Source organism: Desulfosarcina variabilis str. Montpellier, from assembly GCF_048565275.1.
Classification (GTDB): domain Bacteria; phylum Desulfobacterota; class Desulfobacteria; order Desulfobacterales; family Desulfosarcinaceae; genus Desulfosarcina; species Desulfosarcina variabilis.
This window is the reverse complement of sequence record NZ_CP159846.1, coordinates 1,755,150-1,781,804: the sequence shown is the minus strand read 5'-3', so window position 1 is coordinate 1,781,804 and position 26,655 is coordinate 1,755,150. Positions and strand designations below refer to the sequence as shown.

At 52.7% G+C, this 26,655-nt stretch carries 21 protein-coding genes; 15 read left to right on the top strand and 6 right to left on the bottom strand.

Annotated features, from left to right (window positions below):
- The first annotated feature begins 53 nt into the window (after window positions 1–53).
- The 3 genes from Dvar_RS07900 (at window position 54) to Dvar_RS07890 (ending at window position 3,569) form a co-directional block, all read left to right on the top strand.
- A complete protein-coding gene (locus tag Dvar_RS07900) occupies window positions 54–1,541 on the top strand; it encodes a DUF1566 domain-containing protein (RefSeq protein ID WP_419661149.1) in 1,488 nt (495 codons plus the stop codon).
- Between the two features lie 126 nt (window positions 1,542–1,667).
- Window positions 1,668–2,111 carry a Fur family transcriptional regulator gene (locus Dvar_RS07895; RefSeq protein WP_419661148.1) on the top strand — a complete coding sequence of 148 codons (444 nt, stop codon included), beginning with the start codon at window positions 1,668–1,670 and terminating at the stop codon, window positions 2,109–2,111.
- A gap of 243 nt (window positions 2,112–2,354) precedes the next feature.
- Window positions 2,355–3,569 (top strand): serpin family protein, encoded by a 1,215-nt coding sequence (locus tag Dvar_RS07890; protein ID WP_419661147.1) that lies wholly within the window; start codon window positions 2,355–2,357, stop codon window positions 3,567–3,569.
- Between the two features lie 72 nt (window positions 3,570–3,641).
- Here Dvar_RS07890 and Dvar_RS07885 read toward each other — a convergent pair whose 3' ends face one another.
- Both Dvar_RS07885 and Dvar_RS07880 read right to left on the bottom strand, forming a co-directional pair.
- Window positions 3,642–5,492, bottom strand: coding sequence for a YfaP family protein (locus Dvar_RS07885; RefSeq protein ID WP_419661146.1), 1,851 nt, complete (start codon window positions 5,490–5,492; stop codon window positions 3,642–3,644).
- A gap of 352 nt (window positions 5,493–5,844) precedes the next feature.
- Window positions 5,845–6,276 (bottom strand): hypothetical protein, encoded by a 432-nt coding sequence (locus Dvar_RS07880; protein WP_419661145.1) that lies wholly within the window; start codon window positions 6,274–6,276, stop codon window positions 5,845–5,847.
- A 385-nt stretch (window positions 6,277–6,661) separates the two neighbouring features.
- On the opposite strand from Dvar_RS07880, the gene Dvar_RS07875 reads away from it, so the two are divergent.
- From Dvar_RS07875 to Dvar_RS07855, 5 genes are all read left to right on the top strand, one after another.
- Window positions 6,662–8,545 (top strand): heavy metal translocating P-type ATPase, encoded by a 1,884-nt coding sequence (locus Dvar_RS07875; RefSeq protein ID WP_419661144.1) that lies wholly within the window; start codon window positions 6,662–6,664, stop codon window positions 8,543–8,545.
- On the top strand, window positions 8,542–10,548 hold the full coding sequence (locus tag Dvar_RS07870; RefSeq protein ID WP_419661143.1) for an SPFH domain-containing protein: 2,007 nt from the start codon (window positions 8,542–8,544) through the stop codon (window positions 10,546–10,548). The genes Dvar_RS07875 and Dvar_RS07870 overlap by 4 nt, the downstream gene beginning before the upstream one ends.
- A 66-nt stretch (window positions 10,549–10,614) precedes the next feature.
- Window positions 10,615–11,502 carry a protease modulator HflC gene (gene hflC, locus Dvar_RS07865; protein WP_419661142.1) on the top strand — a complete coding sequence of 296 codons (888 nt, stop codon included), beginning with the start codon at window positions 10,615–10,617 and terminating at the stop codon, window positions 11,500–11,502.
- A gap of 21 nt (window positions 11,503–11,523) precedes the next feature.
- Window positions 11,524–12,774, top strand: a complete 1,251-nt coding sequence (locus Dvar_RS07860) for an SPFH domain-containing protein (protein ID WP_419661141.1) — start codon at window positions 11,524–11,526, stop codon at window positions 12,772–12,774.
- Between the two features lie 36 nt (window positions 12,775–12,810).
- Window positions 12,811–13,236, top strand: coding sequence for an AgmX/PglI C-terminal domain-containing protein (locus tag Dvar_RS07855; RefSeq protein WP_419661140.1), 426 nt, complete (start codon window positions 12,811–12,813; stop codon window positions 13,234–13,236).
- Window positions 13,237–13,324: 88 nt separating this feature from the next.
- Here Dvar_RS07855 and Dvar_RS07850 read toward each other — a convergent pair whose 3' ends face one another.
- Window positions 13,325–15,007, bottom strand: coding sequence for an alkaline phosphatase (locus tag Dvar_RS07850; protein WP_419661139.1), 1,683 nt, complete (start codon window positions 15,005–15,007; stop codon window positions 13,325–13,327).
- A gap of 510 nt (window positions 15,008–15,517) precedes the next feature.
- Here Dvar_RS07850 and Dvar_RS07845 point away from each other — a divergent pair.
- From Dvar_RS07845 to Dvar_RS07825, 5 genes are all read left to right on the top strand, one after another.
- The gene (locus Dvar_RS07845) at window positions 15,518–16,180 is read left to right on the top strand and encodes a THxN family PEP-CTERM protein (RefSeq protein ID WP_419661138.1); all 663 of its coding nucleotides are present in this window, start codon (window positions 15,518–15,520) and stop codon (window positions 16,178–16,180) included.
- 582 nt (window positions 16,181–16,762) lie between these two features.
- Window positions 16,763–17,701, top strand: coding sequence for an exopolyphosphatase (locus Dvar_RS07840; protein ID WP_419661137.1), 939 nt, complete (start codon window positions 16,763–16,765; stop codon window positions 17,699–17,701).
- Between the two features lie 253 nt (window positions 17,702–17,954).
- The gene (locus Dvar_RS07835) at window positions 17,955–19,478 is read left to right on the top strand and encodes a CHAD domain-containing protein (RefSeq protein WP_419661136.1); all 1,524 of its coding nucleotides are present in this window, start codon (window positions 17,955–17,957) and stop codon (window positions 19,476–19,478) included.
- Window positions 19,479–19,490: 12 nt separating this feature from the next.
- Entirely contained in the window at window positions 19,491–19,826 is a 336-nt protein-coding gene (locus Dvar_RS07830) for a ParA family protein (protein WP_419661135.1), read from the top strand.
- Window positions 19,816–20,286 (top strand): CYTH domain-containing protein, encoded by a 471-nt coding sequence (locus tag Dvar_RS07825; RefSeq protein WP_419661134.1) that lies wholly within the window; start codon window positions 19,816–19,818, stop codon window positions 20,284–20,286. Before Dvar_RS07830 ends, Dvar_RS07825 begins: the two co-directional genes overlap by 11 nt.
- 282 nt (window positions 20,287–20,568) lie before the next feature.
- On the opposite strand, the gene Dvar_RS07820 is transcribed toward Dvar_RS07825, so the two are convergent.
- From Dvar_RS07820 to Dvar_RS07810, 3 genes are all read right to left on the bottom strand, one after another.
- Entirely contained in the window at window positions 20,569–20,748 is a 180-nt protein-coding gene (locus Dvar_RS07820) for a hypothetical protein (RefSeq protein WP_419661133.1), read from the bottom strand.
- 246 nt (window positions 20,749–20,994) lie between these two features.
- Window positions 20,995–21,489: a SixA phosphatase family protein gene (locus Dvar_RS07815; protein WP_419661132.1), complete on the bottom strand. Its 495-nt coding sequence runs from the start codon at window positions 21,487–21,489 to the stop codon at window positions 20,995–20,997.
- Between the two features lie 47 nt (window positions 21,490–21,536).
- Entirely contained in the window at window positions 21,537–23,735 is a 2,199-nt protein-coding gene (locus tag Dvar_RS07810) for an RNA degradosome polyphosphate kinase (protein WP_419661131.1), read from the bottom strand.
- A gap of 200 nt (window positions 23,736–23,935) precedes the next feature.
- On the opposite strand from Dvar_RS07810, the gene Dvar_RS07805 reads away from it, so the two are divergent.
- Together Dvar_RS07805 and Dvar_RS07800 are read left to right on the top strand one after the other, a co-directional pair.
- Window positions 23,936–24,634 carry a hypothetical protein gene (locus Dvar_RS07805; RefSeq protein ID WP_419661130.1) on the top strand — a complete coding sequence of 233 codons (699 nt, stop codon included), beginning with the start codon at window positions 23,936–23,938 and terminating at the stop codon, window positions 24,632–24,634.
- A gap of 778 nt (window positions 24,635–25,412) precedes the next feature.
- Window positions 25,413–26,492, top strand: a complete 1,080-nt coding sequence (locus Dvar_RS07800) for a hypothetical protein (protein ID WP_419661129.1) — start codon at window positions 25,413–25,415, stop codon at window positions 26,490–26,492.
- Window positions 26,493–26,655: the final 163 nt, after the last annotated feature.

The following is a 26,655-nucleotide window of genomic DNA, read 5'->3' as shown; positions in this document are numbered from 1 at the left end:
GGTTATTGATCAACACGCGTGTTTTTTCAGAGACAACATGTTTGAGACTAAAAATGGAAAAAAATAATAGATTGCGTTCTTTTAAAAAGGTCTTGTTACTGGTGGCTTTGCTTTTTTTGATTGCTCAGCCGATGGCCATCGCGCAACAATTCGCTTTTGTGGCAAAGACCGGCCAGGCCCAAAGTTATGCCATTGGAGACGACGGCTACCTGCAGGCAGGAGTGAAATGGCCGGCGCCTCGATTTACCGACAACGGCGATGGCACGGTGACAGACAACCTGACGGATCTGATCTGGCTCAAAAATACCAACTGCTTTGGAACCAAAAATTGGGCTGATGCTCTGGACGCCGCCAACAACCTGGCCGAGGGACAGTGCGGGCTGAGCGACGGATCGGCCCCTGGAGGATGGCATCTGGCCAACGCAAGGGAGCTTCTCAGCTTGATCGATTATGACAATTACAGCCCGGCGCTATCTTCCGGGCATCCGTTTACCGATGTCCATTCCAATACCTACTGGTCGAGCACCACCCTCGCCAGTCGTAGTGAGGCCGCATTGGTTGTCGACATGGTACCCGAACCGGGCAATGCGACAATTCTTCATGATGCTTCGAAATACGAAAGCCGGGGCGTTTGGCCGGTTCGGATTGGCAATGAGGCGATGTTTGCTGCATCACCAGTTCCCAAAACAGGCCAGACCCAACACTATGCCACAGGAGACGACGGTGGCCTGCAGGCCGGCGTGAGATGGCCGTATCCTCGATTCACGGACAACGGCGATGGCACGGTGACGGACAACATGACGGAATTGATCTGGCTTAAAAACGCCAACTGCTTTGGAAGCAAAAACTGGAACGACGCGCTGAACGCTTCCAATAACCTGGCTGACGGACAATGTGGGTTAAGGGATGGGTCGACTGCCGGACAGTGGCATTTGGCCAACATAAAGCAGCTTCGCAGCCTGATCGATCATGGCAAAAACAGCCCCCTTCTCCCATTGGAACATCCGTTTACCGACGTGCAAGCTGATCCGTATTGGTCGAGTACGACCAATGCCGGCAACATCGAGCAAGCGTGGCATATGGCTTTGGGAACGTCCAACGGGCAACTTTCGGGCATTGTCAGTGGCCCAAAAACCAACAGCGGCCATGTGCTGGCGGTACGTCCCATTAAAGCCGCCACAATTATTATTGATATCGATATAATTCCAGGAAGTTACCCCAATTCCATCAACATATCCCCCAAAGGCCAGGTGTCGGTTGCCATCTTGACCACCGATGATTTCGATGCCTATGACGTAGACCTCATCTCTTGTGATTTTGCAGGGGCTTATCCGCTGCGCTGGAAAATGGAAGATATCGATAAGGATGGGGACCACGATATGTTGCTCTACTTCCTGGCAGAGGAGCTTGAATTGGCAAAAGATGCCACGACAGCAACCTTGACGGGCGAAACATTCGAGGGCATAGATATCATTGGTACCGATTCGATTGATATCCTCACACCGGACAAGGAGGATCAAGAGGAATCTGAAAAGAAATAATTCAAAAACGGATCTATCCGAATTGAAACGCCTGCCAGACATCAAGGCCTATTGACAGCAAAATTTCTGCCTGCTATTTGTTGATAACAATTTTCCACAGATAACCGATTTGAAATGACGATTCATATGCCTGATCCGGAAATCCGACTTCGCAAAATGGTGGACGCCCTGCGGGAAAATCAGTATCGTATTACCCCCCAGCGACTGGCAATTCTAAAGGTGCTTGCCGAGAGCAAGGGGCATCCCAGCGTCGAATCGATCTATGCCCAGGTCAAACCCGATTTTCCCACCACCAGCCTGGCAACGATCTATAAAAATGTGAATGTACTCAAAGAGCTGGGCCAGGTCCTTGAGCTGGGTTTCAGCGACGACAGCAACCGCTATGACGGCAACAAACCTTACGATCATCCCCACGTGGTCTGTATCCGTTGCAAAAAGATCCTTGACCCGGATGTGGCGGCGCTTAAAGACATGACCGAGGAACTCGCACGCCAGACCGGCTTTGCCATTACCCGCCATCGACTTGATTTTTTTGGGATTTGCCCGGATTGTCAGGCCAAGCAAACATAAAAAGATTCTTTTCTGATTAAATGTTTTGAAAACTCGTAAAAAGTTGCCGTTCGGACGGAATCGTAAAAAGCCCGAGATCAAGGCTTGCGAATCCTTGGGAATACCGCTATCGCTGGTGCCGTAGGCAGCGTACATAGAGTACTCCGCAGTGACGAAGGATGAAGCGTAACGCCGATATTGGGCTTTTTACGATTCCGTCAATGTCTTGGCCGTTGCCTGTCACCCCATCATAAAGGGACGCATATGCACTGGAACGCTTTTTTCAAAAGCTGTGGATGGTTATTGGCCGGTATTTTCTTTGTCACATCGCCAGCCCATGCCGGGGGGATTCCCGCTGCGCCCGTCGTCCTGTCTCCACCGGATCAGGGGTTCGCGCTGGCCTTATTTAAAACCCTTTGCCGACTGCAGCCAAAAGCCAACATCCTCACCTCTCCTGTGAGTATTTACAGTGCCCTGGTCATGACGGCCGGTGGTGCACGCGGAACCACCTTGGAAGCCATGGCTGATGTGCTCGGAGTGGATCCATCCAAGTGGGCTCAAGTGGAAAAACAGATGGGTGATTATCTGTCGCCGATCGATCAAAAAGAGGGCGCGGCCACCCTTCAATTGGCCAATGCCATCTGGACGGCGGGAAATATTCCACTGGAAGACGCCTATGTAAACCGGATGGAGAAACAATTTCGGGCGATAATTCGTCCCCTGCCGAAAAAGGATCCCGCAGGTATGATCAATCAATGGGTCACTGGGCAAACCCATGGAAAGATCACTAAGGTTATTGACCAAATCGATCCGAACCTGGCCCTTTTACTCATCAATGCCGCTTATTTCAAGGATGCATGGCAAACCCCTTTCCCCATCGAAGGCACGACCGAGGGACCGTTTTTTCTGAACGACGAGGACACCATGCCCGCTCACTACATGGCTCGCGGGGGTTGGTTCGCTTACCTGTCCACAAAGGGTCTCACGGCCGTCAGGATCGCCTACCGGGATCCCCGATTTTCAATGCTCGTGATTCTGCCGCCTTCGGAAATGAAAATGGACGCATTGATTGACACCCTGACCCCGGCCATGATCAATGGATGGCGCCAACGGATGACCCGCGCCGAGGGACGCGTGGTACTGCCGCGCTTTCAGATCCAAACCGGTGTCAGCCTTCGGCAGCCATTGATCAAGATGGGCATGGCAGCCGCCTTTGATGCGCAAAAGGCCGATTTCAGCGGGATCACCCCGTCGCGTCCTTTTGCCATATCCGATGTCAATCACCACTGTTTTCTCAAAGTGGATGAAGCGGGCAGTGAAGCCGCGGCGGTGACCACGGTACAGATGTTCGGGTCTGCCCTGCCCCAGGCCTCACCTTTCGAATTCATTGCCAATCGACCGTTTCTTTGCCTGATAGAGGATCAATCCACCGGCCGAATCCTGTTCATGGGGGCTGTCTACCGGCCGGAATCGCCCTGATCAGTTCCGCCACATAAAAAACCGGCAATGCCTGCAGGCATTGCCGGTTGCATTTTCATTGATCGCTCTTGATCAATACAGCGTGATAATGCCGTTGGCAATATCGACGTCGGCGATATCAACCCAGTCTGCACCGGTACTGCCGGGAGAGGCGTTGCTTGGATTATCCGTGGTAAAGGAAAACGCCACCGACTCGCTGGCCTGATTTTCCTGTCCCTCATTGACAACAATGGTCACCGTGCCGCTGGCCAGGGAATCTTCGTCACGGTGGTTGCTGTAATAGTGGACCCGTACGGTGTAGGTGCCATCGAGAACTTCTCCACTGGTATCGGCGGTCAGGGTGATATGCTCGGGCCCGTATCCACTGGTGTTGTCAAAGTCCAGAACCAGACCGCTGGAGGTCCCGTCGGTAATGTAGTAAGCTGTATCTCCTGCCGGATCCGTAACATACAGGTCCACGTCGGTATTGCTCTGATTCCAGGTCAATGTGGTCAGCAGATCAGTAGCGGCCAGGGTCCCTTCCACATCGCGGAACAAAACAGCGCTGTTCTTATACCAATTGGACTGATTGCTGATCGACACACCGGCCAACAAAACGATAGTGTTGTCACCGTATGAAATCGGAATCGTAACGTCAAAACTGCCGCTTGACACCGGAACGGTCTGCCAGACACCCTTGACATTGGCCAGCAGTTGCGCCGAACTGTTGAGGTCGCCGGACAGGCTGCCCGTCAGATCCGTCTCATGGGCATTAATTTCTTCGCCGGCCGTGGGAGCGGTGAGCGTAATATCCTCAGACGTCGTGAACCCGGCTTCCGCTTCAACGGTCAAGGCTTCGAAATCCTGGGTGCGCCCCATACTGGGCAGAGCGACAAATCCGAAACTGTTGTATGAGCCGTAAGTCCCGAAACCGCTGGCGGTATAACTGAGGGTCTGCTGTGTGTCATGGCTGTTGACGTCATAAAAGTAAAAATTACTGGCATCGTAGCCATAAACAACGCTGGCATGACGCGGACTGCCATCCACCCCCATCAGAAGAATCAAGGGCTGATCGGTGATATAAAGAAAAGCTTTCATCAGGGTAATCAGGTGTGCATCCTGCAGAAGCTGCTCTTCGCGCCATTCAGTTTTTGCCCAACTCTGGCTCTGTGCCATGTGGGCGCGCAAGGCCGTATACTGGGCAATCGTGGAATTGAATTTCCCGTTCAGCTCCTCACTGGAGCGCCCCTGATAAAACCAGGTGGCATAGGCGGACATCCCCAGGCAGTTGCCGCCAGGTGAAAAGAAGCTGCCAAAATTATTAATATTCCAACCATTTGCGGTTGCGGTGAAACCGGTATCCGCATCATCCGGCAACAGCAGATCCAGAAGCGCAAGAACAAAGGGGCTGAATGTCCGCGATTCAAAGGTGATCGTATTGGCCGTGGTGTCCTGATCAAGAACCCGAACCGCCTGATACCCCCAGGTATCATCATAATGCAGGACCAGCAGCTTGGTCTCATCGGCCATGCCCGTATCATCGTATTTGACGGTAAAGGTCACCGGGCCATTGATTTTTTCGTAGTCTGAATCGCCTACCGACACATCCATGGCGCTGCCCACCTGTTTCAAGCCGGTTGGCAGCGTCGCCGGTGTATCGACTTCGCTGACGGTGAAATTAACATCATCGGCAAGCGCCTGTGCCCGGATGCTGATGGTCACACTCCCCGCGTCGATGGTCCCGCCATCGGCCGACCCGGTTCCCGACCCACTGTAAGTAATCGTCCCATCCGAGCTTCCGGTGTCCGTGCTTGTGGTGGTGCCATCCCCGTCACCCCCACCGCCACAGGCGATCATTGCCGCCACCATGACACCGATCAGCACATGGGTGAGTGCCTTCCAGAGGGAGCCTCTGCCAGCTGCATCTGTTTGATTCGTTTTCATAACCTGTTTCTCCTTTCCCGTCTCAATGCTGTTCGCAAAAAAAACATCCCAACGTGGGTTTCCAGACAGAAATGCCGTGTCCTACAAAAACAGATCGCTTACGCGTCTCAATCAGGATTTTGATAATAAATGATTAACTTCGGTGGTATTGATTACTTATATCGGTATCTACCGGGAATAGATAAGAAAAAAGTACAGTGGACGATCGTTGGAGAACGCTTGAGCGTGGAGGCATTCACCCCCCGATACGGCAACGGCGGGGTTCAGGTTCTTTCAGTTTTGAAATAGATGGACACGAACGAATTTCACGATGCGCGAGCCACTTGACAGATTGTATTGTTCCCACACACGCCTACTTTTTCGGTGGGAACAGCTCACGGGACTTGCCAAAACCAATGATATTTCCCTGGGCATCCTTGGCCATCACGGAAAGTTCATATTTGTGACGTTCCTTGGCAGGAGGACACGGGCCGTTATATCCAATGGTCAAGGCACCGGGGGGAATAATTCCGGAACCGTCATTCTTAACACTGCCGCCGCCATGATTGTAGGTCGGCACGTTGATATCCTTGAGCAGCGCCTGCAATGTTACCGTGCCATCCGGGATTCGGGCCACCCGGATTTCAGGGGATTCATGGGTGCAGGCCTTGATACCATCCCATGAAAAAGACACCATCATCTCGGCGGCATCGTCGGGGATGACAATGGGGTTGGGGTCCTTGGCGCAGCCGATGACCAGCATGATCAAGGAGCTGAGAATCAACAGGGGGATAATCTTTTTCATGGTTGCCTCATCCGATAGGGTGGCCTGAACTAAACATGTTGTCTTTACATCACATATCACCTTACCGAGACCAGTTCAAGCAAGCCGCCTTGGTAACATCGGGTGGCTGGAGTTCGATTGGGCGTCAGCTCATGGATTCATCGGGCATCATCTATTTGGGAAAGAAATGTCAAAGGCCAAGATCCAAATGTCAAATGAAGGATATCGTCAATTAAAAAATAGCCAAGCAATACAATTGGTTACAATAAACACACCCCTCACAATTTTCTAACAAAGACATTGTAAGTATACATGTTTTTCAAATGATCAAAAGGACCTGGCTGAAAATGACAGGCAATACTAAAGTGGACCTTTATGTTAATGATTCCCGGGAAAGCACGTTGAAATGCCGCATGGTTTTGTAAGGGATATGATCGCGGCGGATGCCTGCAATTTCCGATTGCAGCTGGCGGCCTGCCTTATCGGTGGCCTCCTGTTGGGTGTATCCTACCTGTCGGCGATGGTGTTCGATGGTGTGGAACTGCCGTCCCTGGCGGCTTTCGGTGCGGCCCTGCTGCTTGGTTCACCGCTGGTTTACAGCGCACTGTCCGATCTATGGAATGATCGCACGGAGATGAACGAGCTGGCCGCATTGAGCTTTGTGGTAGCGCTGGGCAGCCGGCAATATCAGGCAGCGGCATTGATCGCTTTTTTTCTGATCGCATCTCAGCTGATCGAGTATCGTTCCCAGTTTGGCGCCCGTAAAAATATTGAAGCCTTGTTGCGCCTGGCCCCACAAAAAGCATGGGTGGTGAGAACCAACAACGTTGAAGAAATCGAGGCAACGGCGCTGGTCAAGGGCGATCGGGTTCAGGTCCGGCCAGGCGCCCAGATTCCGGGCGACGGCATTGTCACCGAGGGGGTCAGCAGTGTGAACCAGGCGGCCATTACCGGTGAATCCCTGCCGGTGGGGAAAAAGCCCGGCGACCCCGTGTTCAGCGGAACGATCAATCTGACCGGCCTGCTCATCATTCAAATTACGGCTGCGGTCGACGATTCCACCCTGTCAAAAATTCAGACCCTGATCAGCCAGGCAGAAACCAACCGCACGCCCGTATCCCGTCTGATCAACCGTTATGTGGCTTGGTATACGCCCATCGTCCTGATGTGTGCGGCGATCGTTCTTTTTTTCACCCATGACATCGATCGCGCGATTTCCATGCTGATCGTGGCCTGCCCGTGCACGATCATCCTCTCGACGCCAACCGCCCTGGTGGCGGCCATGAGTGCGGCCGCCCGGCTCGGGGTCATCATCAAGGACCTTGATGCCCTCGAGGTCGCCAACCGCATCAGCACCTTGATTTTCGACAAGACCGGCACCCTCACCACCGGTGTGCTGACCGTCGTTGGGATATCCGTCAACGGCCGGGTGAGTGAAACCGAACTGTTGGCCCTGGCGGCCGGGGTTGAGCAATACTCGACCCACCCGGTGGCCAGCGCCCTGATGGCCGAGGCAGTCAACCGTGAAGTACCGCCACTGAACGCCCAGCAGGTCAAGGAAGAGCCGGGATGCGGGATTCAGGGCATCATCAACGGCCGGCGTGTTGCCGTTGGCCGAAAAAACTGGATCGACCAGCATTGCTCAAAATGCATCGCCGAAAGGTCAACCGGACAGACGGCAAGCGGAACGACCCGTCTTTATGTGGCTCAGGAAAAGCATCTGATCGGTACAGTCGACCTTGCCGATACGTTGCGTCCGGATGCCCCGGCTGTGATCAGAGATCTCAAAGCCGATTCTTCCAGACAGGTGATCATGCTGACCGGTGACCGCCAAAGCGCCGCTGATCGCATCGCCGAGCACCTGGCCTGCGATGTCGAAGCACAGGTGCTACCCGATCAGAAAATGGCCCGGGTCGAGGCGGCACACCGGCGCGGCGCGGTGGTGGGGGTGGTGGGTGACGGCATCAATGATGGTCCGGCCCTGGCGGCCGGAGATGTGTCCATTGCCATGGGCGCTGCGGGCAGTGAGGTGGCCATTCATTCCGCCGGCATCATTTTGATGAATAACCGACTGAACCGGGTGCCGTTCATCCTCGAACTATCCCGCCGGGTTGTTGCCACCATCCGCCAAAATCTTGTTTTCAGTACCACTTTTATTATCGCGGTGTTTTTCCTGAGCGCCGGGGGAATGATTTCGCCGGTTCTGGCGGCCATTTTACATACCGGCAGCTCTTTGTTTGTTGTTTTTAATTCCGCCCGGTTGTTGCGGGTGGGTGAGGCCATCTCATGACAAGGCAATGGGGTCTATTGCGCCGGGGTGTCATCCACAGCCTGACCGGTTTTTTTGTCCAGCTTCTACTCACCGCTGTGTTGGTCTGGCTGGCCTGCGGGGTGCGCGTTGCCAATGCCTCCCATGTTCTGTGGGCCGCCTGCACGGGACTGATTGTCTGGCTTCACCTGATATTGACCTTCCTGCTGATAGAACGGGAAGCTGAGCGTGGAGGCCATGCCAAAAACGGGAATTGGACAGCAAGCGAGGCCAAGGCGATCAACCGCGACAACCATCAAAGTCGCATCAGCCGCTTGGCCTATGCCCGGTTTTTGGTTCCGGTTTTGGAGCTGGGCGCCGCCGCATTGCTGTTTCAAAGCCTACGCATAGGCCTGGACGGAAAGCCGGCAAACTTGCCACCGACTGCATTCAGCGATCTATTGCTGGTCGCCATCCTTTCGATCGGCACAATGGTCCTGGTCGTCTTCACCGTTTATCTCACCCACCTGATGCGGGTTGGCGCATGGCAGCCAATCAAATGCGCCCGCAATGTTTCCGGGCTGATGACGGTCATGGTCATCGGCCTCTTGGCCGGTACCGGCGGTCGGCATTTCGGTGTCTCCGGTGTATCTGGTGTTGTGGGCTGGGTCTTTGTTGTCATCAACAGTCTGCTGGGTACGGAAATACTGTTTTGCATGCTGTTGCGATTGTTCACCCCTCGCCCACCGGATACTGTTTTCCGGCCGGCGTTTGATTTCTATCTGCTCGAAGGGCTTTCCCAGCCCATGCAAAGCGGATTTGTCTTCGCCGCCATGCTGGAAAATATCTTCGGGTTCGACATCACCCAGACCGCCGTTGGTAAGCGTGCTCAGACCTTGATCGTACCGGCGGTCCTGCTGGTTGCCTTCTTATTGTTTGGCTTTTCCACCATCGTCATTGTCCGGCCCCAGGAAAAGGCTATCGTCATGACCCTGGGACGCCTGCAACCAGCAGCGCTGGGGCCGGGGCTTCATTTCAAGTTTCCCTGGCCCATCGGCATGGCCCGCCACTATACCGTATCGGCAATCCGCAGCATTCATGTCGGTTCCCACCGGCCGGCAGACAAAAACCGCTCAGTGTACCGCAAGGGCGTGCCGATCCTGTGGACCAACATGCACGGGTTCAATATGGACGAGCTGCTGATTTGTTCATCGCCCCTGAGTCGGATCAATGGCCGTGGCAACCCGGCGCAGCCGCCCAGGGGCAGCCACAGAGTCCCCTCGGTATCCCTGGCCGCCGCCGATGTTCAGGTTCAATATATCATCGATAACGTGCTGGCCCATGTGCGGTCTTCGTCCCAGCCGGAACGGCTGCTGCGGCGACTGGCCGAAGCCTGTGCATCACGGTTCATCTATCGCTACGATATCGATGGGCTGTTTTGCGACGCGCGTCTGGAAGCCGTTGAGGGCCTGAAAGATGCCATCCAATCCGCATGCGACGCGTGCGATCTCGGTGTCCGGATTGTGCACGTGGCCATTACGGCTGTTCATCCACCGGTGGATGTGGCCGACGCCTTTGAAGAAACCGTCGCCGCCATGCAGGAGCGAGAAACCCGGGTCCAGGAGGCCCGTCAGGCAGCCGTGCGCATTCAAACCGAAACCACCGGTGACCCCCAACGATTTGCCCGGCTGGCAGCCTTGGCCGACGGTGACGGGACCGGGCCGGATATGGATGGCACCGAGCAGAATCAATTGCTCGAACGGTGCGGCGGTGCGGTCTCCCAGGTGCTGACCGAAGCCCAGGCCTACCGCTTCAGCCGAGAGAATGGGCAACGCGGAAAAACCGACCGATTCGGCAAGCAGCTGCAGGCCCTTCAGGCCTCCCCTCAAAATTACCGCTTTGATCACTATTTCTCGGTTATAGAAAACGGCCTGTCCAACAGCCGTAAAATCGTCCTGATGGGAGATACCCACAAGACCTTGATGCGCGTGGGGATCGGAGAAGGTCTGAGCATCGGTGACCTACCTGGAGGCGGTGACTTTTGACGGCGCACAGCAGGCATCCTAAAAAAAATCGTTGCCGACAAAGGCGACAAGGGAGCTCGACACACGATGAACCGGTACATTAAATTTGCTATGGCCGCGGGGCTGCTGCTTTTTTTCACCGGCATGCTGTTTACCTATCAGGTCAATTTTGACGAAGTGGTTGTCGTCACCACATTCGGTCGGGCCACGGACCGGTCCGTGGTCAACCGTAGTGGCAATCAAGCCGGCCTGCATCTCAAATGGCCGTGGCCCATCCAACAGGTCATCCGCATGGACCGGCGCCTGTTCATCCTGGAAGACCAGCTCGAACAGCAGGAAACCCGGGACCGTCATGTTGTGATCGCCAAGACCTTTGCCATCTGGCGCATTGAAGACCCGCTTCAATTCCATCGCACGTTCGGCTCCCGGATGGAAGCCGAGGCTCTGGTGAAGGATCGGTTGCGGGCCACCAAAGCCGAAATCAGTCGCTTTACCTTTGACGATCTGACCAATGCCGACCCCGCCAAACTCAAACTCGATCAGATTGAAAACGCCCTGCTCGGCCGTATGCGATCAGATTTATCCGATCATCCCTGCGGCATCGCGCTGGTGGACATGGGCATCAGCCGCATTTTGCTTCCCGAACGCATTACCCGCTCGGTCTTTTTACGGATGAAGCAGACCCGTCAACGCTTTGCTCAGAATGCCCGGTCGGAGGGCAAGGCCATTGCCCAGCGCATCATGGCCGAAACCAACAGTGACAAACAACGCATCATGGCCTTCACCGAACGGGTGGCCCAGAATATTCGCGCCCAGGGCGATGCCGCAGCGGCCAAATACTACGCCGAATACAACAAAAATCCGGATTTTGCCCTGTTCTTGAGAAAACTGGAAGCCCTGCAAACGAGCTTGAAAACCAACACCACATTTGTGATAGACACCAAATCGGAGCCTTTCACATTGCTAAAGGAATAAAATAATCCGTTGACACAGACCATGCCTGAACAAGATCGCTTCTCCCCAACCATTCAACAGGAACCGTGTTCCCCCGCATCAAAGAATGGGAATCCAACCGACACGGCAAATAGCCTTGATTCACTCTCGAGTGCGCTCAAGGTCGGCTTTGGTCTGATGAAATGGATCATGATCATCCTGGCGATCATTTTTGTTCTCAGCAATATTTACTGGGTTCCCGAGGGATTCGTGGCGGTGCAGGCCCGTTTCGGCCGGATTAACGGCAAGGATGCGGGTTCCATCCACCCCCCGGGAGGTCCTTATCTGGCGCTTCCCTTTCCCCTGGATCGAATCATCCGCATCCCCACAACCATTCAGAAAACGGTGGTTTACAAGGCCTTCTGGTCAGAGACCGAGGACAGCGTGCCGACCATTGACAGTCGGCCGCAAAGCAAAGCCCTTCGACCGGGAGTGCATGGATCCCTGGTCACCGCAGACAAGAATATCGTTCAGGGCGTGTGGGTCATCCATTACAAGCTGGATGATGATGACGACAGACTCACGGCCGGCCCTACGGCGGCCTGTTTTGTCAACCATGTGGGGTCCATGGGACGCGCCCAGGCGATCATTCGCCGCCTTGCCCAAGCTGCTATTGTCAGCGTTGTATCACAAACCCAGGTCGCTGATTTTGTTGCCGGCCGGATCGACAATCGAGCCATCGGCAGACGCATCGCCACTCGTTTGAGACAACTGGAAACCGGGCTGACGGTCACCAGTGTGACGGCGAGCCAGTACGCCGTGCCGAAAGTTTTGGCTCCGGATTTCGAAGCAGTTACCCAGGCGGAAAGCCAAAAAGCATTGGCCATCGAAAAAGCATCCAGGCAGCGGGTGTCCGCGCTCAATGAACTGTCCGGCAGCGGCTGGCAGGACCTGCTGGACACCATTGACGACTATGAACGACTCCTTCATACCGCCGATTCAGCAGCCGAGCCGGCCGCGTTCGAAGCCGTCGAAGCAATGCTTTTGGCCGGCCAAATCGGCGGCAATGTCAGGCAGTGCCTGGATGAAGCACGAAGTGAGAAAACCACCACCATTCAACGGGCCCGTGCGTCGGCCTCGCGCTTCGCCGAGCTCTTGCCCGCGTATGAGAAAAACCCCGCCGTGGTGAAATCACAGCTTGTTCAGGATACCGTCGGAAAAATTTTCTCGGAAGTCGGTGTTCAGTCCATTTATTTGCCCGAAGGACAAAAGCTGTTTCTCGATTTGGGGCAACAGGATTGGACGGTCCGGTAGCCATTATTCAGTGTGCGTATTTCTGGAGGAATCATCATGCATGAAAAAAAATTAGTTGTACTGGCTTTACTCATCTCAAATATCCTTGCCTGCAACGGCAAGGACTCATCTCAAGCCCCCAAAAGCTGCATGGAAAGCATGCCTGATAGCATCGTTGGCATGACCGTGACCGGCGCCCGATCACCAGAGAACGTGACCCACAACCTGTGGCCGATTGTCTGCCAGGCCCGGGACCTGTATCAGCAGCAACGAAAAGACAATCCAAATCTCAAAGGCCTTGTTGAAATAAAAATGGCCGTGGAATTCAACGGTGAAATCGGGTCCTATGCAATCACACGCAGCACCCTGAACAGTCCTGCTTTCGAAAACAAAATCAAGCGGCTGTGCCAATTCATGGACTTCGACCCCTATGGTGAGCACAACACCGAGTCTGAAATTGTGCTGCCGATCCATTTCAAATAGCAATCGCCCATCCCGTTTAAAATAAGAAAGGGGAAGCCCCTTTATCGGGCTGTCCCCTTTTGCTAAGTATTCTTTTTGCTTGCGGCAATTACAGCAAACACAGCATGCGCAGCGCTTTTTTGGAAACATAGACCTTGTCGGTCGCCGGTGCATAGACCGTCAACCCGGGCAATTGAATCGTTTTGCCGTTGTAGGTCATGTAATCCTTGCTGATGGGCAGTTCAGCACCGCTTACCTTGAGGGTCAGATTGCCCAGACCGTCGTCCACGATTTCATAATCGCTGGTCACCTCGCTCAGATCCACATACAGCTTGGCGGAGACCCTGTCCAGATCCGTTTTCATGGCATCAGCGGCGATTTTCGCCAGGTCGGTGTTGTCAATGGTCCCCACCGGCGCATCCCCGCCGTGGACCCATACGGGAACCGTCTCACCATTGTGTCCGTGGGTGGTCCAGCCGATCGCCGTATAGTTTTTGCTTATCACGGCAGCCATTGAGTAGGACAAACTTTGCCCCATATTCTCCTGATAGGCACGAATTTCGTCCACGTCCTCCTGCGTGATAGCCAATCCCCAATTCTCACTCACGGAGCCTATCAAGGCCTGGTCCGAATCGTCACCCATCATGGCAACGACACCGTTAGCGGACATTTTCATCCCCAGCAGCGGGTCCACCAAGTCTTCAATGGTTGTCTCCGTGTAACCCATGCTGGTGAAGTAATGACCGATTTTCATCCCGCCGGTGTTGTGGTCCGGGTAGGCCAAAACGAGGGTACGGCCGTCTTCATCGGCAAAATCACAGGCCACCTTGACAGCATCGTCAAAGGCAATAAAATCGGTGATCATGTAAATGGGGTCGTTGTTATGGCCGGCCCAGTCCACCTGGGAGCCTTCCACCATCAGAAAAAAACCGTCCTTGTCCTGGGAGAGCAGCTCGATGGCCTTGCCCACCATGTCGGCCAGGCTGGGTTCGTTTTCGGCAAAATACTGACGGTCGATGTCCGGCTGCATATGGCTGTCGTCAAAAAGGCCCCACACCTTGCCGGAGGTCAACGATTCCATGGTCTCCTGGCTGTCGACGAACTGATAACCGCGATCAGTCAGCACCTGCATGAGATTTTCACCATCCTCGCGTTCGCCCTCCCAGCTATCACCGAAACTGGTCGTATAACTCTCCCCGCTGGGAATCAAATGACGGGCGCCGCCGCCAAACACAACGTCAATGTTCTCATAGACCATGTGCTCCATGATGTCGTTGTCCCATCCGCGATCCTCGATATGGCAGGCAAAGGCCGCCGGCGTGGCGTGGGTCACCCGGGAGGTCACCGCGATACCCGTGGCCATGCCCTTGAGTTTAGCAGCCTCAAGGATGCTGGCCACCGGCGCATAGGGCTCGGCCGTAGGCTCGAAACCGGTGAGCAGATCATCGGTACGGGGACCAACACCGAGAAACCGCACGGTTGTTTTGTGGCCGGTGGCAAATGCGGTAGCGGCAGCCGCCGAGCCAGTGATCACCGAGTTGGCCATATGATTTTTCACGGCGGCATTTTGCATCTGATCCACCTGTAAATCCTCGCCCTTGTACCAGCGGGCCGCCGTCTGCACGGCCTCATCACAACCATCGGGAATCATCACGATGACGTTCTTATAGCCATGCCGGTGAGCATGGTCGAGCCAGGAATGTCCATGATAAGCCAGCGCATGGCCGCCCACCATGGCCGTCAACCCACCTGCCACAACGGCAATCTTCATTACCCGTTTAAACAATTTCATCTCAACTATCCTCCGTTCCGTGTCAATAAATGTTACCGTTCAACTGAAAACAATTATATCCCTGCCTGCATCGATAAAAAGAATTTCACAGGATTGTTACGGTATTATTAGAGATCGTGAGAAAAATGCGCATGATCTCACCATGAATGGGGCTTTCGATGCAGGCGCTGGCCATGCCTTCAACATTGATTTCTCATATCGGGTGTCAAATGCGGTTACTCTGGAATACCCTTCTATAAACTTGACAATTTGCTGATATTTGGTATTTAGATTTGGCGATAAGCTGAGATGAATCAGCAGAATTCTCTATATGTTCTATTTTCAATAATAAATTGCTCCATTTATGTTGCTGTTTGCGGGAAGGGGGAAAATTCTAATTAACATCTAATCACCGATGAACAGAATCTGAATTCTTGTTCGGTATCTGGAGTCGTTATCGAAAAAGACACGAGACATTACCATTTCCATTCACACGAGCTCTTTTTATTTTAGCGTTGATAGGAGAATTCAATGAAAAAAAGGTTCACTTTGTTAATGGCTGTATTTATGCTCGTCGTGACGGTAGGAGCTGCAAATGCGTTCACCATTGATTCGGTCAGCGGGCAATGGACTAATTTTACCGAGGGCAGAAGTGATTTAATCAGTGGTATCGGAACCAATCAGCTCAACTGGGGCGATGAAGACATCAGTAGCCTCGAATTTATCGGGGGTAGTGATATCACCCTTGCCGATGGCGAAACGTTCCTTTTAGGAACGCTTACCCATTTCAATGCCGCCAATTCGATCGGGACATCTCCCTCGACTGCGGACCTGACCGTCAATTTCTCTTTCAGTGATCCGACAGATGTGAATGAAATCTTTCAATTTACATTTGATATCGATGCAACGGTCAATTCCGCAACACCCCTGAGCAATGCGGCCAACAATGATATCATCAGCATTCAAACATTTGAGGTTGAAGGTGTTGCATACACGTTGGAGCTGATGGGCTTCGGACTTGATGAAAATTCATTGTTTCCCAGTCTGGATACTTCCGAGACCGTTTCAAACGCCACCCAGCTGTGGGCAACCGTTCACAGCAACTGCCCGGTTCCCGTCCCGGCCTCTATTTTTCTCCTGGGTTCCGGACTGCTTGGGTTTTGCGGTTTGGTCCGCAGAAAGATAAAGCTATAAAGCTATAATACACCCACGGTTACCATTTGAAGGCGGCGCTAAAAGCGCCGCCTTTTTTATTGAGCAAAGCATAAGCATTCGATCAAATTGATCGTTTGGGGATTGAAACGCGCATCCCTGATTGCATTTGGGTGCTGTTTTCCATTCCCAAAAACTTTTTAATGCGTTGTCCCGTCAAAAAATCAAAAATTTTTATCAGTGCAACGGATCCGATCAGAACCGCCAATCCGCTATATATAAAGTGTATCCCAAAGCCAGTCATTTGATTACCTCATCATTCAGTTTTCTTTTCTAATTGAAGTTTGCCTGACAAATGTTAGGTTATTGTTAATTGTCAAAATAATTTAACGGATCTGTAGATGAAGCCGCTACTATTGGTGCGGGCTTGCTTTAGTCGGAGATTGTGAATTGGAATGGGCTTGCTAACAAGCCCCTAACATTTTGGTGGTAAAAAATTTCATACCATTTCGCCATTTTCCATGATTGGCGGGTACCGCAAGAATAAGGCAGCGAACGCTTCATTTTTATGCATATCAGCAGGTGACATCACCACCTGACATATACCGAAAGGCCATATTTCATATGCTGATCAGTGAACGCTATGCCGCGATCGATATTGGCTCCAACGCCGTGCGGCTATTACTGTCCGAGGTTTTCGAGACTGACAATGGACCCTATTTCAGAAAGATTTCCCTGATTCGGATGCCCATACGTTTGGGCAAAGACGCCTTTATCCTTGGCAAAATCTCCAAGGATCGCGCCAACCGGCTGACGCAAACCATCCGCGGGTTTAAAAATCTGATCGATGCTTACCGCCCCTTGAACATTCGTGCCTGTGCCACGTCAGCCATGCGCGAGGCGGCCAATGGCACGAAAATAAAAAAACAAATCTACAAACAGACCGGCGTGGATATAGAAATTATCGACGGCAAGGAAGAAGCGCGGGCCATTTTCGCCAATAACCCCTGGCGGCATGTGGCCCCAGGCAGCGCTTGGCTTTTTGTTGATGTGGGCGGCGGCAGCACGGAAATCACTATTTTCTCGAATGGTAAAACCAAGTCCCGCTCGTTTGGCATCGGGACCATTCGGCTGTTTGAAAACCTGGTCGAAAAAGCACAATGGTCGGAAATGAAAACGTGGATTCAAAGACACACGCACAAATTTTCCAGCATCGATGCCATTGGCAGCGGCGGCAACATCAATAAAATCATCAAACTGGCCAAATGCACGGATGGAAAATCCATTACCCGCAAAAAGATGAAAGAAGTCAGGGATTACCTGAGCTTTTTTTCCTACGATGAACGGATTACCAGGCTGGGTCTGAAACCGGACCGTGCCGACGTAATCATGCCGGCCCTTAAGATTTATATTTCCGTCATGAAATGGAGTGGCATCAAGACCATTTCGGTTCCGCAGACCGGATTGGCTGACGGCTTGGTGCGGCTGATGTACAAGCACGCCAACCAACATAAGGAAAAGCGCAAAACCCTAAAAAAAATCCCGGAACCGGCTGCCATGTAGCAAAAAAAACATGCTGCCCCAGCCTTTCCATGCAATAGCATCGCCCCGTTTCGGTAAACAATTGCATTAGAACAAGCGGCCTATCAGCCATCTGCAAGTTTTTTGGGGCACGTACCTGCAAGGGAGAAATGGATCATGCCATCGGCCGATCCATTTTTTCAATGAGAGTTTACCAAATGCCTGCCGCAGTGTATAACCATACGAATCAAAAACCGATACGATTCTTTTCAAATGTTGATACATAAGGATGCCCATGAAGCTGATCGACTATTACATTTCTACCCCCTCCGACATTGACGCATTGAAATCCAAGCTGAGCCAATGCTTCACCTCGCTGCAAGAGACCACCGAGCAAATGACAGTAGACATCTATGACACCTTTGATTGGCGGCTTCATCACCATGGCTGGCAGCTATTGCGCCATGCCGACAATTACACCATCATCCACGCGGCCACCGGGCGACGAATCAGTGATATTTCGGTGGATGGGAAAAAGGCCAGACAATTCAGCTGGGATTTCCCGGCGTCGGATTTTACCGATAAGCTTGGCCCGGTTATTGAGATGCGTGCGCTCATCCCCTTGGCCACCATTGAAAAAACCGTCAATCAGTTTGCCTTGTGCAACACGGACGACAAAACCGTTGCCAGGCTTGAACTTGAGTCGTTAGCCGTCAAAGGTAACGCGCACGCGGCGGCCCGTTGCCGGCTATTGCCGGTCAGAGGATACGGCAAAGAATCGCGCAAGGCCATGGAAGTTCTCGAAAAGTTAAAATTCAAACCGTCCGAGGTTTCACCGCTGGTCGATGTTCTTCAGCAATCCGGCGCCCAGCCGGGTGCCTATTCATCGAAAGTCAATGTTCAGCTTTCTGCACAAATGCCCGCAGCAGAAGCGCTTCAGCACATCCTGAAAAACCTGACGTCAGTGATGCACCAAAATCTTGATGGGGTTCTCGAGGATATTGACAGCGAATTTTTGCATGACTTTCGGGTAGCGGTCCGCAGGTCCCGAAGCCTGCTCGGCCAGACCAAAGGCGTGTTGACCACGGGAACCACCACCGCGCTGCAAACGCATTTGAAAACCATGGGCGCCATCACCGGCGATGTGCGAGACCTGGATGTCTATCTGCTAAAAAAATCGACCTATGTCGATTATGTCCCCGATGTGCTCAAGCCAGGGATTCTGCAACTGTTCCGCGTGCTGCAACGCAAGCGGCGCACCGTTAAGGATCGTATGCTCAAAGCCATGGCGGGTGACGAATTCAAGGCAGCACTGGCGGCACTGGACGAGTTCGTTAATTCCGACCCATCGGCACACGGGGATACCGCAGGCCACACCCCCATCGGTGAATTGGCCAAAACGGTAATTTATAAACGCTATCGCCGGATAATAAAGAAAGGCCGCCGTATCACTTCCCGGACAGCGGACGAAAAACTGCATGAACTGCGCATTGACTGCAAAAAACTGCGTTACCTGCTGGAGTTTTTCACCTCTGTGTTCCCTGCCGATCAGATGAAAATGCTCATCAAACAACTCAAGCGCCTTCAGGATAATCTAGGCGATTTCAACGACCTATGTGTTCAACAGGATTTTTTAGCCCTTCATTTGGAAACCATCCAGCCGCAGACAGCCCACGCGGTGATCCTGGCCGCTGCCACCGGCGGGCTGATCACCCGGCTGGCCATTGAGCAGGGACGGGTTCGTTCCGATTTCTTGAGCGTCTTCGAGGTCTTCAGTTCCCATGAAAACAAAGCGCGCTTCAAGAGACTTTTTGCTTGAAAGGAGTTTCCCGTGAAAAGCATTGCTTTGTACAGCATTAAAGGTGGTGTCGGCAAAACCGCCGCATGCGTTAACCTGGCCCATCTGGCAGCCCGCAAGAGGGGACCGACCCTGCTGTGCGATCTGGACCCTCAAGGGGCATCCACCTTTTACTACCGCATCCAGCCGAAACGCAAATACAACAGCCGTAAATTCCTTAAAGGTGGCAAAAAGATCGACAAAGCCATCCGCGGCACTGATTTTGAAAATCTTGATTTGCTGCCCGCGGACTTGTCCTATAGCAATCTGGACATTGACTGGACCGAAATCGACAATCATATCCTTAAAGGTGAATCCCATGGGCATTGAAATCGAACGTAAATTTCTGGTCAAGCATCTGCCGGATGCAATCGATAGTTATCCGCATACCACAATCCGCCAGGGGTATCTGATCGCCACGGATACCGGCATTGAACTGCGCGTCCGGCAAAAGGCCGGGCGTTGCTTCCAGACAATCAAAATGGGCGAAGGGCTTTCACGAACAGAGATCGAAATCGACCTTTCCCAGGATCAGTTCGATTGCCTGTGGCCCCACACCAGCGGGTGCCGGGTGAGCAAAATCAGATACAAGGTGCTGGTGGGCGAGTATACCGCCGAACTGGATCGCTTTGACGGGGATCTGGCAGGCCTTGAGATGGTAGAAGTTGAGTTCTCATCGGTTGAAGCCAGTCAGCAGTTCGCCCCGCCCGAGTGGTTCGGTGCCGAGGTCACCGAGGACAAGCGGTATAAAAATAAGTGGTTGGCAAAAAATGGAAAACCAGGCGAATAATGTAATCCGGTTCTGCGGAAAGCTCCAGCTGACATCTGTTCCAGCTTGGTAGCATAATTTATCTTGGTCTACGGGCCAGTGTTAAGTGTTAAGTTTAAAGTGTTAAGCAAAGGCATCCTATCGATTCTGATATTAAATTAGATCTGATCCACCACTTAACACTTAACACTTAACACTTAACACTTGAAACTTAGCACTTTTAGAAAACAACCGTGTCGCGAGCTTTTCGTCTCTAACTTGAGCTTTATAGAGAACCGCATAATGTAAAAACTCCGGAGCCCATCAGGCCGGTTTGGGGAGCTTTTCCGGTTTGCACAGGTTGCCTTTCAGGCGCGCCGAACGCAGGCAGCGCTCGCACATGAACTTTGATTTACCCACGATATCAAACATTTCAGACCAGTTATCCTCGACATCACTTTTACTCCACTTGCACAGTGATTTCTTTTTCAGTTTTTTATCCATGCGGGTTCTCCTTTGCTAAAAGCCAATTGTTCACTTTGGGATATGGTAACCACGGATGTGGCTCAAGGCAATACGTCCAGCCCACTGAGACAGAAGTTGTTTTTTGGTCAGGGTTGATACACTCGTAAAAAGTGCCAGACTCGTCATACCAGACTTGATCCGGTATCCAGAACTTATTGAAAACACTGGGTTCCGGCCTACACCGGAATGACCCCGAATTGGAAATTTCGACTTATTACGAATCCGTCAGGGTTTGTTTTTCGGAAAATCCTCGCTACTGTGGACAAGGTGGATAGAATCGATGGCCTGCCAGGCATCCACGTCAAACTGCAACTCAACGATTCCCGCCGTCGGCAAATTAGAGATGGTTTGAGACAGGAAGCGGTTGGCGAGATCAGTGAGCCCTGGATTGTGGCCCACCACCATCACCTGCCTGAAGCGATCATCCAACCCTTTGACCAGCTTCAAAATCTGCGCTTGCGTGGCATGATATAGGGCGGGCTGGTGCCTGATCGTGGTGGGATCCACACCGATCATCCTGGCGATGGGGACAGCCGTATCCAGAGCCCGCCGGGCATCACTGCTGATGATCAGGTCAGGCTTTATTCGACGTGCCTTGAGGCGTGCGCCCATATCGGGCACATTGCGCTTGCCTCGTTTATTGAGCGGCCGCTGGTGATCCGAAAGGCTCGGATCTTTCCAGCTGGATTTGGCATGCCGCAGGATGTACAGGGTTTTCATGATCCAATCCTCATGTTCTCAAACAGACAAGCATACTTGTCTACATTTTATTTGGAACGTGTTTTACGTTTTTTCTTGGCCCGGCCGCCGGTTGTCAGCGCCGATCCCCTTCCGGAAAGGCTGGGATTGGTCATGAAGAACTGATGGGCACTGAACATTTCCGGTTCCTTGGGGCACCGCGTGTAGGTTCCGTCCGCCTGTAAGATCCAGCTTTGGGCAATATCCTTGAAATTGGCGCCCATGATCTGGTCCAGCACCTGGCGATGAACGGTTGGATTTTCGATGGGCACCATGGCCTCGATGCGCCGGTCGATATTGCGCGGCATCCAATCGGCCGAAGAGATATACACCTTGGCTTTTCTGGACGGGAGTTCATGGCCGTTGCCAAAGCAGGCGATGCGCGAATGTTCCAAAAACCGGCCGACAATGGATTTGACCTCGATATTCTCACTGAGCCCTGGCACACCAGGCCTGAGCCCACAAATCCCCCGGGCCACGATCTTGACCTTGACCCCGGCCTGGGAGGCGGCATACAGCGCATCGATCACCGCTGCATCGATCAGTGAATTAAGCTTGAGCCAGATGCCCGCCGGCTGTCCGGCCTTGGCATGCTCGATCTCCTTGTTGATCTGCTGGCGCAGGAACGAGCGCAGGGACAGGGGCGAGATTACCACTTTTTTCAGATTGGTGGGCTTGGCATATCCGGTCATATAATTGAAAATCTGCAACACATCGTCACAGATATCCGGGTCACAGGTAAAAAAGGAAAGATCCGTGTAAATCTTGGCAGTTACCGGATGATAGTTGCCCGTGCCCAAGTGGGCATAGGATTTCAGCGTTCCGCCTTCACGCCTGACCACCAGCGAAAGCTTGGCGTGGGTTTTATACTCAATAAAACCGAACACCACCTGGGCCCCGGCACGCTCCAGCTTCCTGGCGATGCCGATATTGGCCTCCTCATCGAATCGGGCCTTGAGTTCAACCATGGCCGTGACACTTTTACCGGCCTCGGCAGCCTCCACCAGGGCCTGGACAATGGGCGAGTCTTCGCTGGTGCGGTAAAGGGTCTGGCGAATGGCCACCACGTTTTTGTCCTGGCTGGCCTGGCGCAGGAACTGAACCACAACATCAAAACTCTCATACGGGTGATGGACAAGAATATCCTTGGCCTTGACGGCCGCCAGGCAATCACCGCCGTAATCGCGGATACGCTCCGGAAATCTAGCCCGGTAGGGCGGGAAAAGCAGGTCCGGACGATCATCGACAACCAGCTCGTTGATATCGGCAATACCGATCATGCCATGAAAGCAAAACACATCGTGTTTGGAAACATCCAATTGGGCCTGGATAAAATAAAGCAGGTCTTCGCTGATGTCGTCATCCACGGTCAGGCGCACCACACTTCCCCGCCGCCGCCTCTTGAGTGCGCTTTCAAAAGTCCGCACCAAATCCTCAGCCTCTTCGTCGATCTCCATCTCACTGTCCCGGATCACCCGGAACGTTCCGCTGGAAATCAGTTCAAAGGAAGGAAAAAGCATATCCAAAAACATCAACACGACTTTCTCCAGGGCAATGAACCGAATGCCTTCTCCCGGCAATCGGATAAAACGATCCAACTGGCTGGGCAAAATCACCAGCGCGACCATGGTTTCATGGTCCGCCCCTTCGGCCAGTTCAAGCACCAATCCAAATCCTAAATTGGGAATAAAGGGAAACGGATGCGCCGGATCCACGGCAATGGGGCTTAGGATGGGAAAAATATTCTGGCGGAACTGAGTGTGAAGCCAGGACTGGTCCTCGGTGGAAAGAGCTTCCGGCCCCACCAACTGAATATACTCCCGATCCATTTCTTCCAGCAGCACTTCCAGGCATCGGTGCTGATCGGCGGCCAATGCATTGACCTTGGCGGCAATGGCCTGTAATTGCTGGGCCGGTGTGAGCCGATCGGGATTGACCCCACGGACCCGCGAGGCGACCTGCCCTTTTAGCCCGGCCACCCGCACCATGTAAAATTCATCCAGGTTACTGGCCGAAATGGAAAGAAATCGCAACCGTTCGAGCAGCGGATGGGCCGGGTTCATGGCCTCTTCATACACGCGGCGATTGAATTCGAGCCAGGACAATTCGCGGTTGATAAATCGCCCGTGCTTGTTGCCCACTATATTTTTAACGACTTCGGGTTCCGGCCATTGATCGACCATACCCCCATCTACGGTAGACAGCTTTTCCTGTGTTTGAGTACTCATTGTGCGTAACTTTTGGCCTGTCCGAATCCATTCAATAGACCTATAGACCAATTTCCTTTCTGCCGGATCGCATCAGCGTTTCGATAAAGCGCACTCCTCCCGATCGTGTGATCGTACCTTGTTATTAGACAATTGTTAGAAAATTGTTAGCGTTCTGAAAAAGTTGCCGGATGCGGCCTCAATGTGGTACTCAGCCTGACATGCAACACCACTGCACCCGTCAATGCAAATCCTTCGCACGCCGGCTGTTATGGGTTTTGGCCGTTTGCCTGACCATCGTCTCCCCGATTGCCGGGCACGTGGTTTATGCCTCCCAGGATGAAGTGTACCGTTACCGGGAAAATAACGGCGACACCGTCAAAAATGTACAGTGGCGTCTGACCAAAGGCGATCACTACACACTGACCTGCTCATCTCCCGAGGCAGAGCACATCACCGTTACTGATGGAAATTATATTACCCGGCACTGGCAAATGTCCAGCAATGACGGCGAAACCCAATTGATAGCTGAGAGAACCGGTCGGACCATCGTCATTCGCGGCCGATTTGAAGGAAAAGCCGTTGACAAGGTCCTGGCCATTGACGATTGCCCATGGTATCAGGCCACCTCTTTGTCCCTGCGCGAGTTTGTCGCGTCGGCTGATACGGAGCGTCTTTTTTGGACAATTCATCTGAAAACACTGAAAGCCTACAAAATCAGAGCCATAAAAAAAGAGGTGGAGCGATCTGATGTCAACGATGACTTGCTTCACATCCGGCTGACCCTTTCGGGGTTATTGGCCCCCTTTTGGAAAAGCGACTATTGGTTCGCCCTGCCTGACGGTGTCTTCTATCGTTTTCAAGGTCCCAGCGGCCCTCCCGGATCACCACGGATCATCATCACACGCACGGCGGGTTGACGATCGGTTCATAGGGTAATCGCTTCCGGTTCACCCGCAATTGTAATTATGCCATGTCGAACTTTCCGATTACGAGCACCGCTTCGCTGAACACGAGCACGACCGAAGATCATTGGCGTTTTTTCGTGCTCGTACGCGTAATCGTAAATGATGAAAAATATGCCACCATCCTGGTCGTAGGGGCAGGCCCCTGTGCCTGCCCTGGTTTTGAAGTCGGGCCAAAATCTTGTTGTGTGGATCGGCTAACAAAATCAAGGGGAGGGGTAAAGGGCAACCACTGGGGGGTGCCCCTACGGTGGCCGTGATAACCCCAATGCCGTGAATGGGCTTCAATCAGGTATCAACATGTCATCAAAGAAAAAGCAGGGCTAACGGCTAATTGCTAAAAGCTGACATCTCAGCTTGGGTTTCTTAAACCGCCCTTTTCAGCCTCAAAAACAGCGGGTAAATCCGTGCATTCAGAAAAAATAGAAAAGAAATTCCAAATGCGGTTATCCTGTGCCGGTTCACCCCTCCGATTGACCGATAAGAGAAGTCGTGATACGGCACTAAGAGCCTTTTTGAGAAGTCTGGATCAGGTCCGATAACAAGGCGGAAAGTTGCTCAAAAGCGGAGCATATATGTAATGTGTGAGCATTTTGAGACACTTGTAGACGCCGTTAGCGGGCCTTAGACGGATTTATCAAACAGGCTCTAACATTTATGCTCGGATTGACATTATTTGGTAACATTATTTGCCGCAACCATTGATGCCCCCCATTAATAAAAGGATGCAATTATGAACGATCAGATCGATCTGCCCGCTGTTTCCATGGCCAATACCAAGAAGGAATTGCTGGATGCCTATGAGCAGGCTAAAAAACAATTCGATAGTTTGAACAAAGATCTGCTGGATGCCGAGAAAGCCCGCAAACGGTTGGAAAAACAGGTGGCCACGGCAACGGCCGACGCCCAGTCGGCCCAGGATCCGGTAAAACGCCTGCATGATCTGCGCGGGGCAATCAGTCGTGAGCTCAGCGATCTTGCCGAGCGGTTTGAAAACGAAATCGACACCTATCGCAAAATCCAGTCGGCCATTGAAGCCAAACAGGCCGAGCTCGACACGATCTACGAAGTCGAAACGGCCGCGTCTGACCTTGCCGCCTTGATTGATGCCCAGCGAGCCAAAAAAGAGCACTTCGAAGAGGAAATGGCCAGTCAGAAAGCGGCCTTTGAATCTGAAATGGATGAATTGCGCACCCGCTGGCAGTGGGAAAAAAAAGAGCATGACCGGCAGGTCAACGGGCAGAAAGAGGCACTGGATCTTGAGCGCCAACGAGAAAAAGAAGCCTATGAATATGCGTTTGCCAGGGAAAAAGAACAGCGTAAAAATGCGTTGGAAGACGAACTCAAGACCCTGGAAAAGGAAATTGCGGAAAAGCGCAGCAATTTCGAAAGCGATACGAACAAGCGCACAACGGCCCTGGATGATCGTGAAAACGCTATTGCCAACCGTGAGCAAGAAATGGACAGACTCCAAAAAGAGGTGGAGAAATTCCCCCAACGCAACGAAGCTGCCGTCAAGGCAGCGGTAAGTGATACGACCAAACAGCTCACGCGGGAGTTTGAAAGCGAAAAAGCGCTCATACAGGCCCGTTTTGACGGGGAAAAAAATGTGCTGATGGGTAAAATCGAGGCCCTCGAAAAAATGGCGGCATCTCAAGCCACGCTGATTGCCGATTTATCCCAAAAAAGCGAGCTGGCCTACGAAAAGGTCCAGGATATCGCCAACCGGGCCGTGACCGCCGCCCGGCGGGAAAGCTATACGCCGCCCACACACCATGCCGGCACGCCGGTACGGGAGGACAACCAGGGGTGAGACGCCATCCACTGGCCCGACGTTTTTTTAACCGGTTCTCCGGAAAGCTCCAGCTGACATCTGTTCCAGCATGGTAGCATATTTTAACTGATCGATGGGCCAGTGTTAAGTGTTAAGGAAAGGTATCCTGTCGATTCTTATACAAAATTAGATCTGATCCGCC

Bases quoted from the DNA above. Each gene is read 5' to 3' on its own strand.
- Dvar_RS07820 (WP_419661133.1), bottom strand. From the start codon at position 20,748: ATGGATAAAAAACTGAAAAAGAAATCACTGTGCAAGTGGAGTAAAAGT.
- Dvar_RS07880 (WP_419661145.1), bottom strand. From the start codon at position 6,276: ATGAAAAAGATTATCCCCCTGTTGATTCTCAGCTCCTTGATCATGCTG.
- Dvar_RS07855 (WP_419661140.1), top strand. From the start codon at position 12,811: ATGCATGAAAAAAAATTAGTTGTACTGGCTTTACTCATCTCAAATATC.
- Dvar_RS07810 (WP_419661131.1), bottom strand. From the start codon at position 23,735: ATGAGTACTCAAACACAGGAAAAGCTGTCTACCGTAGATGGGGGTATG.
- Dvar_RS07900 (WP_419661149.1), top strand. From the start codon at position 54: ATGGAAAAAAATAATAGATTGCGTTCTTTTAAAAAGGTCTTGTTACTG.
- Dvar_RS07895 (WP_419661148.1), top strand. From the start codon at position 1,668: ATGCCTGATCCGGAAATCCGACTTCGCAAAATGGTGGACGCCCTGCGG.
- Dvar_RS07875 (WP_419661144.1), top strand. From the start codon at position 6,662: ATGCCGCATGGTTTTGTAAGGGATATGATCGCGGCGGATGCCTGCAAT.
- Dvar_RS07800 (WP_419661129.1), top strand. From the start codon at position 25,413: ATGAACGATCAGATCGATCTGCCCGCTGTTTCCATGGCCAATACCAAG.
- Dvar_RS07850 (WP_419661139.1), bottom strand. From the start codon at position 15,007: ATGAAATTGTTTAAACGGGTAATGAAGATTGCCGTTGTGGCAGGTGGG.
- Dvar_RS07885 (WP_419661146.1), bottom strand. From the start codon at position 5,492: ATGAAAACGAATCAAACAGATGCAGCTGGCAGAGGCTCCCTCTGGAAG.
- Dvar_RS07825 (WP_419661134.1), top strand. From the start codon at position 19,816: ATGGGCATTGAAATCGAACGTAAATTTCTGGTCAAGCATCTGCCGGAT.
- Dvar_RS07890 (WP_419661147.1), top strand. From the start codon at position 2,355: ATGCACTGGAACGCTTTTTTCAAAAGCTGTGGATGGTTATTGGCCGGT.
- Dvar_RS07815 (WP_419661132.1), bottom strand. From the start codon at position 21,489: ATGAAAACCCTGTACATCCTGCGGCATGCCAAATCCAGCTGGAAAGAT.
- Dvar_RS07860 (WP_419661141.1), top strand. From the start codon at position 11,524: ATGCCTGAACAAGATCGCTTCTCCCCAACCATTCAACAGGAACCGTGT.
- Dvar_RS07805 (WP_419661130.1), top strand. From the start codon at position 23,936: ATGCAACACCACTGCACCCGTCAATGCAAATCCTTCGCACGCCGGCTG.
- hflC (WP_419661142.1), top strand. From the start codon at position 10,615: ATGAACCGGTACATTAAATTTGCTATGGCCGCGGGGCTGCTGCTTTTT.
- Dvar_RS07840 (WP_419661137.1), top strand. From the start codon at position 16,763: ATGCTGATCAGTGAACGCTATGCCGCGATCGATATTGGCTCCAACGCC.
- Dvar_RS07835 (WP_419661136.1), top strand. From the start codon at position 17,955: ATGAAGCTGATCGACTATTACATTTCTACCCCCTCCGACATTGACGCA.
- Dvar_RS07845 (WP_419661138.1), top strand. From the start codon at position 15,518: ATGAAAAAAAGGTTCACTTTGTTAATGGCTGTATTTATGCTCGTCGTG.
- Dvar_RS07870 (WP_419661143.1), top strand. From the start codon at position 8,542: ATGACAAGGCAATGGGGTCTATTGCGCCGGGGTGTCATCCACAGCCTG.